Origin of the sequence: Corallococcus sp. bb12-1 (assembly GCF_026626765.1) — a bacterium.
GTDB lineage: Bacteria > Myxococcota > Myxococcia > Myxococcales > Myxococcaceae > Corallococcus > Corallococcus terminator.
The window spans coordinates 1-7908 of the sequence record NZ_JAPNJZ010000009.1 but is presented as its reverse complement, the minus strand read 5'-3'; the positions used below and the strand labels follow the sequence as shown (position 1 = coordinate 7908).

General features: G+C 72.0%; 1 protein-coding gene. It reads left to right on the top strand.

Annotated elements, in window-relative coordinates; translation table 11 throughout:
• Window positions 1-7908 (top strand): non-ribosomal peptide synthetase (locus OV208_RS13870; RefSeq protein ID WP_267574316.1); only part of this gene is annotated, 7908 nt, incomplete at both ends.

Here is a 7908-nt window from a genome sequence, read left to right as displayed (position 1 = left end):
GACGCAACCCACCCTGGGCGGGCCGCTGCTCAACGTGCGCACATACGTGCTGGATGCGCACCAGCAACCCGTGCCCGTCGGCGTCGCCGGTGAGCTGTTCATCGCGGGCGCGGGCCTGGCGCGTGGCTACCTGGGCCAGCCTGCCCGCACCGCCGAGCACTTCGTCCCGAACCCCTTCGCCACCACCCCCGGCGAGCGCATGTACCGCACGGGAGACAAGGCGCGCTGGAGCGAGGACGGCACGCTCGAATACCTGGGCCGCATCGACTTCCAGGTGAAGCTGCGCGGCCTGCGCATCGAGCTGGGTGAAATCGAAGCCCTGCTGCGTCAGCACCCCGCCGTCGCCCAGGCGCTCGTCCTGGTGCGCGAGGACGTGCCGGGCAATGCACGGCTCGTCGCCTACGTCGTCCCGAGCACCCGCGCGCCCGACGCCGTCGAGCTGCGCGCCTTCCTCCAGCAGACGCTGCCCGAGTCCATGGCGCCCGCCGCCTATGTGATGCTGGACGCCCTACCCCTGACGCCCAACGGCAAGGTGGACAGGAAGGCGCTGCCCGCGCCCGAAGCCCAGGCGCACGGCCACGAAGCCCCCCGTCCCGGGACCGAGGAGAAGCTCGCGGCGCTCTGGGCCGACGTGCTGCGCGTGCCCACCGTCGGCGCGCAGGATGACTTCTTCGCCCTGGGCGGCCACTCCCTGCTGGCCACGCGGGTGGTTGCCCGGATCCGCGCTGCCTTCGACGTGGAGCTGCCCGTGCGCGCCCTCTTCGAGGAGCCCACGCTGCGAAGGCTCGCCGCGCGCATCGAGCACGCAGGCCGTGCCAGGGAACTGCCCGCGTTCGTGCCCGTCCCGCGCACGGACACACCGCCGCCCCTCTCCTTCGCCCAGCAGCGGATGTGGTTCCTGGACCAACTGCAACCCGGCTCGCCCGCGTACAACATCCCCGTGGCGCTGCGGATCCACGGCGCCCTGAACGGGGCGGCCCTGGAGCGCGCCTTCGAAGCGCTGGTGCATCGGCACGAAGCCTTGCGCACGAGCATCGCGCAGCATGAAGGCGTGCCTGTGCAGCACATCCACCCGCCCGCGCCCTTCCATCTGCCCTGCACGGACCTGATGGACGCCGCGAACTCGGAAGCCGAAGCGCGACGGCTCGCGGCGGAAGAGGCCGCGCGTCCCTTCGACCTCGCCACCGGTCCGCTGCTGCGGGTCCACCTGCTGCGGCTGGGTGAATCCCAGCACGTCCTGCTGCTGACGCTGCACCACATCATCTCCGACGGCGAGTCCACCGGCGTGCTGGTGCGCGAGGTGGCCGCGCTCTACGAGGGCTTCCACGACGGCAGGCCCACGGCCCTGCCCACGCTGCCGGTGCAGTACGCCGACCATGCCGCGTGGCAGCGCTCGTGGCTGCACGGTGACGTGCTGGAGCGCCAGGTCGCATGGTGGCGCCAGCACCTCGCCGAGGCCCCGGCGCACCTGGAGCTGCCCACCGACTTCGCGCGTCCTCCCGTCCCCTCCACGCGCGGGGCCTCGGTGCACTTCCGGCTCCCCGCGTCGCTGCTTCGGACCCTGGAGACCTTCAGCCAGCAGGAAGGCGCCACCCTCTTCATGGGACTGCTGGCGGCGACGTCCGCGGTGTTGTCCCGCTACACCGGCCAGGACGACGTCGTCATCGGTACGCCCATCGCTGGCCGGCGCTTCGCGGAGCTCGAAGGGCTCATCGGCCTCTTCGTCAACACGCTGGCCCTGCGGGCCCGCCTGGAGGACGGGGCGTCGTTCCGAAAGCTCCTGGCGCAGGTGCGGGAGACCACCCTGGAGGCCCACTCGCACCAGGACGTCCCGTTCGAGAAGCTCGTCGAGGAGCTGCGCCCCCGGCGCGACCTGAGCCGCGCGCCCCTCTTCCAGGCCATGCTCCTGGTCCAGAACGCGACCGATCGCGCCCCCCAGACGTCCCAGCTCTCCTTCGAGCCCGTCGAAGTCGAGCAGGTCACCGCGAAGTTCGACCTGACCTTCGCCTTCTCAGCCTCCCCCGAAGGGCTGGCCGGCTCCGTCACGTACAGCACCGACCTCTTCCGTGAGGACAGCATCCGCCGGCTCGTCAGCCACTTCCAGCGGTTGCTGGAAGGCGCACTGGCCCGGCCGGAAGTCCCGCTCCAGGAGCTGCCCCTCTTGAGCACCGGGGAGCGCGAACAGCTGCTCACCGCGTGGGACGCCGACGCCCCGCCCCTGCGCCGGGCCCCGCTCCACCAGCGCATCGAAGCGCAGGTGCTCCGCACCCCCGAGGCCACCGCCCTCATCGTCGGGGACCAGCGCCTGAGCTACGCGTCGCTCGACCTGCGCGCCAACCAACTGGCGCATGCCCTGCGTGCTCGGGGCGTGGGCCCCGAGGTCCGCGTCGCCGTCCTGCTGCCTCGCACCGAGGAGTTGCTGGTGACGCTCCTGGCCGTCCTCAAGGCGGGCGGCGCCTACGTGCCGCTGGATCCGGCCTACCCGAGGCAGCGGCTGGACGGCATGCTCGCGGACTCGGGGGCGTCGCTGCTGGTGACGCTCCAGTCCCTGGTGGACCTGCTGGGCCCCACCACCGCCGCGCGGGCCGTGCTGTACCTGGACACCGGGGTGGAAGACCTGGCTTCACGCTCGCACACGCCTCCGGCCGTGGAGGTTCCCACCGACGCGCTCGCGTACGTCATCTACACGTCGGGCTCCACCGGCACGCCCAAGGGCGTGGCGCTGAGCCACGCGAACGCATCCGCCTTCCTCGACTGGGCCTGCCGCGTCTTCTCTCCCGCGCAGCTCGCCGGCACGCTGGCGGCGACCTCCGTCTGCTTCGACCTGTCCGTCTTCGAGCTGTTCGCACCGCTGTGTTGTGGCGGCACCGTGCTCCTGGCGCACAACGTCCTCGCGCTGGCCTCGTTGCCGGCGCGCGATGAGGTGACGCTCGTCAACACCGTGCCCTCCGCCATGGCGGAGCTGCTGCGCGCGGGGGCGCTCCCGGCCTCGGTGCGCACCGTCAACCTCGCCGGAGAGCCGCTGCCCGGCTCCCTGGCCCGGGCCCTCCACGCCACGGGCTCCGTTCAGCACGTCTTCAACCTCTACGGCCCCACCGAGGACACTACCTACTCCACGTTCCTGGAGGTGCCCCCGGGCGCCGGTGAGCCCACCCTCGGACGGCCGCTGACGGAGACGAGCGCCTACGTCCTCGACGCCCGGCTCCAGTTGCAGCCGCCCGGTGTTCCCGGGGAGCTGTTCCTCGCGGGCGCGGGGCTCGCGCGCGGCTACCTGAACCGTCCGGCGCTGACGGCCGAGCGCTTCGTCCCGGATCCCTTCAGCCTCACGCCGGGCGCCCGCATGTACCGCACCGGCGACCTCGTGCGCCGTCGCGCGGATGCACAGCTGGAGTACCTGGGCCGCACCGACTTCATGGTGAAGCTGCGCGGCTTCCGCATCGAGCTGGGCGAGATCGAAGCCACCCTGCGTCAGCACCCGTCCGTCCAGCAGGCCCTCGTCCTGGCACGCCGCGACTCCCCCACCGGAGACCCGCGCCTCGTCGCCTACGTCGTCGGCGCCAACTCCCACCCGAGTGAGCTGCGCGCCCACCTCCAGCAGAAGCTGCCCGAGTACATGGTGCCCGCCGTCTACGTGCAGTTGGACGCCTTCCCCCTCACGCCCAACGGCAAGGTGGACCGCAAGGCCCTGCCCGCGCCGGAAGCCAGCGCCACGCAGCGCGACCGCTACGTCGCCCCCCGCACGACCACGGAGCGGCAGCTCGCCGCGCTCTGGGCCGAAGTGCTCCGCGTCGAGCGCGTGGGCAACGAGGACCACTTCTTCGAGCTGGGTGGCCACTCGCTGCTGGCCACCCAGGTGGTGGCCCGCGTTCGCGCCACCTTCGGAGTGGAGCTGCCGCTGCGCGCCCTCTTCGAGGAGCCCACGCTGCGAAGGCTCGCCGCGCGCATCGAGCACGCAGGCCGTGCCAGGGAACTGCCCGCGTTCGTGCCCGTCCCGCGCACGGACACACCGCCGCCCCTCTCCTTCGCCCAGCAGCGGATGTGGTTCCTGGACCAGCTGCAACCCGGCTCGCCCGCGTACAACATCCCCGTGGCGCTGCGGATCCACGGCGCCCTGGACGCCGCGGCCCTGGAGCGCGCCTTCGAAGCGCTGGTGCACCGGCACGAAGCGTTGCGCACCACCATCGCGCAGCATGAAGGCGTGCCCGTGCAGCACATCCACCCGCCCGCGCCCTTCCATCTGCCCTGCACGGACCTGTCGGGCTCCACGAACCCGGAAGCCGAAGCGCGACGGCTCGCCGCGGAAGAGGCCGCGCGTCCCTTCGACCTCGCCACCGGTCCGCTGCTGCGCGCCCACCTGCTGCGGCTGGGTGAATCCCAGCACGTCCTGCTGCTGACGCTGCACCACATCATCTCCGACGGAGAGTCCACCGGCGTGCTGGTGCGCGAGGTGGCCGCGCTCTACCAGGGCTTCCACGACGGCAGGCCCACGGCCCTGCCCGCGCTGCCGGTGCAGTACGCCGACCATGCCGCGTGGCAGCGCTCGTGGCTGCACGGTGACGTGCTGGAGCGCCAGGTCGCGTGGTGGCGCCAGCACCTCGCCGAGGCCCCGGCGCACCTGGAGCTGCCCACGGACTTCGCGCGTCCTCCCGTCCCATCCACGCGCGGGGCCTCGGTGCACTTCCGGCTCCCCGCGTCGCTGCTGCGGACCCTGGAGAGCTTCAGCCAGCAGGAAGGCGCCACCCTCTTCATGGGACTGCTGGCGGCGACGTCCGCGGTGTTGTCCCGCTACACCGGCCAGGACGACGTCGTCATCGGCACGCCCATCGCGGGCCGGCGCTTCGCGGAGCTCGAAGGGCTCATCGGCCTCTTCGTCAACACGCTGGCCCTGCGGGCCCGCCTGGAGGACGGGGCGTCGTTCCGAAAGCTTCTGGCGCAGGTGCGGGAGACCACCCTGGAGGCCCACTCGCACCAGGACGTCCCGTTCGAGAAGCTCGTCGAGGAGCTGCGCCCCCGGCGCGACCTGAGCCGCGCGCCCCTCTTCCAGGCGATGCTCCTGGTCCAGAACGCGACCGATCGCGCCCCCCAGACGTCCCAGCTCTCCTTCGAGCCCGTCGAAGTCGAGCAGGTCACCGCGAAGTTCGACCTGACCTTCGCCTTCTCAGCCTCCCCCGAAGGGCTGGCCGGCTCCGTCACGTACAGCACCGACCTCTTCCGTGAGGACAGCATCCGCCGGCTCGTCAGCCACTTCCAGCGGTTGCTGGAAGGCGCACTGGCCCATCCGGAGTCCCCGCTCCAGGAGCTGCCCCTCCTGAGCACCGGGGAGCGCGAACAGCTGCTCACCGCGTGGGACGCCGACGCCCCGCCCCTGTGCCGGGCCCCGCTCCACCAGCGCATCGAAGCGCAGGTGCTCCGCACCCCCGAGGCCACCGCCCTCATCGTCGGGGACCAGCGCCTGAGCTACGCGTCGCTCGACCTGCGCGCCAACCAACTGGCGCATGCCCTGCGTGCTCGGGGCGTGGGCCCCGAGGTCCGCGTCGCCGTCCTGCTGCCACGCACCGAGGACTTGCTGGTGACGCTCCTGGCCGTCCTCAAGGCGGGCGGCGCCTACGTGCCGCTGGATCCGGCCTACCCGAGGCAGCGGCTGGACGGCATGCTCGCGGACTCGGGGGCGTCGCTGCTGGTGACGCTCCAGTCCCTGGTGGACCTGCTGGGCCCCACCACCGCCGCGCGGGCCGTGCTGTACCTGGACACCGGGGTGGAAGACCTGGCTTCACGCTCGCACACGCCTCCGGCCGTGGAGGTTCCCACCGACGCGCTCGCGTACGTCATCTACACGTCGGGCTCCACCGGCACGCCCAAGGGCGTGGCGCTGAGCCACGCGAACGCATCCGCCTTCCTCGACTGGGCCTGCCGCGTCTTCTCTCCCGCGCAGCTCGCCGGCACGCTGGCGGCGACCTCCGTCTGCTTCGACCTGTCCGTCTTCGAGCTGTTCGCGCCGCTGTGTTGTGGCGGCACCGTGCTCCTGGCGGACAACGTCCTCGCGCTGGCCTCGTTGCCGGCGCGCGATGAGGTGACGCTCGTCAACACCGTGCCCTCCGCCATGGCGGAGCTGCTGCGCGCGGGAGCGCTCCCGGCCTCGGTGCGCACCGTCAACCTCGCCGGAGAGCCACTGCCCGGCGCCCTGGCCCGGGCCCTCCACGCCACGGGCTCCGTCCAGCAGGTCTTCAACCTCTACGGTCCCACCGAGGACACCACCTACTCGACGTTCCTGGAGGTGCCCGCGGGTGACGGTGAGCCCACCCTCGGACGGCCTCTGACGCAGACGCACGCCTACGTCCTCGACGCCCGGCTCCAGTTGCAACCGCCCGGTGTTCCCGGGGAGCTGTTCCTCGCGGGCGCGGGACTGGCGCGCGGCTACCTGAACCGTCCGGCGCTGACGGCGGAGCGCTTCCTGCCGGATCCCTTCAGCACCCAGGCCGGCGCGCGGATGTATCGCACGGGCGACCGGGTCCGGCGCTTGAGCGACGGCACGCTCGAATACCTGGGCCGCATCGACTTCCAGGTGAAGCTGCGCGGCTTCCGCATCGAGCTGGGTGAAATCGAAGCGGTCCTCCAACTGCATCCTGACGTGGATCAGACGCTGGTGATGGTGCGGGAGGATGCGCCAGGCCACCACGTGCTCACGGCGTACTTCACCGCGAAGGCGACCCGTCCCGAAGCCTCCGCCCTCCGGGCCTTCCTCCAGCAGCGCCTGCCTGAATACATGGTGCCCGCGGCCTTCGTGGCGCTGGCGTCCTTCCCGCTCACCCCCAACGGGAAGAGGGATCGCAAGGCACTGCCCGCGCCGGAGCGCACGGGCCTCACGGCGTCGGCCCGCTTCGTGGCGCCAAGGGATGCGCTCGAACTGGAGCTCACCCGCATCTGGGAGGACGTGCTGCAAACGCGACCGCTCAGCGTCACCAGCGACTTCTTCGAGCTGGGAGGCCACTCGCTGCTGGCCGTGCGCCTCATGTCGCGCATCCGCACCGGGCTGCGACGCGACCTGCCGCTGGCCACGCTGTTCCAGGCCCCCACCGTGGAGCGACTGGCGGCGCTGTTGCGCCAGCAGCCCGCGCCCTTCTCACCGCTCGTCCCCATCCAGAGCGAAGGCACGCGTCGCCCCTTCTTCTGCGTCCACCCGGTGGGAGGCAACGTGCTGGCGTACGCGGAGCTGGCGAAGGCGCTGGGACCGGATCAGCCCTTCTATGGCCTCCAGTCACAGGGGCTGGACGGGGCACAGCCGCCGCTGGAGCGCGTCGAGGAGATGGCCGCGAGCTACCTCGCCGCCGTCCGCGGCGTGCAACCCCACGGGCCGTACCGGCTGGGCGGCTGGTCCATGGGAGGGCTGGTGGCCTACGAGATGGCGCGTCAGCTCCAGGCGCTCGGGGAGACGACCGAGGTCCTGGCCCTCATCGAGCCCAGCCCGGCCCAGGCGAGCGCGGAAGCAGCGGACGCGGAGGATCCCCAAGCGCTCGCCCTGCGCTTCGTTGGTGACTACGCCGGGCTCGTGAACCGCGAGGCCTGGACAATGGACTTCACCGAGTCCGAACCCGGCGTGGAGTCCGTCCTTGAACGGTTGCGCGCGGCGGGCCAGTCCGCCGGACTGCTGGCCCCGGAGACGGGAGCGGCCCAGGTGCGCACGCTCTTCGACGTCTTCACGAGCAACCTGCGGGCGATGCGCCGCTACGAGCCCGGGCCGTTCACGGGACCGCTCGTCGTGCTGCGAGCGAGCGAGCGCCCACCCTCCGATCCGCTGGATCGCGGCTGGAAGGCCCAGGTCCCGCACGCGCAGATCCAGGAGGTCCAGGGCGATCACTACAGCCTGCTGCGAGCGGAGCACGTCCAGCACGTCGCCGCGCACCTGGGCAG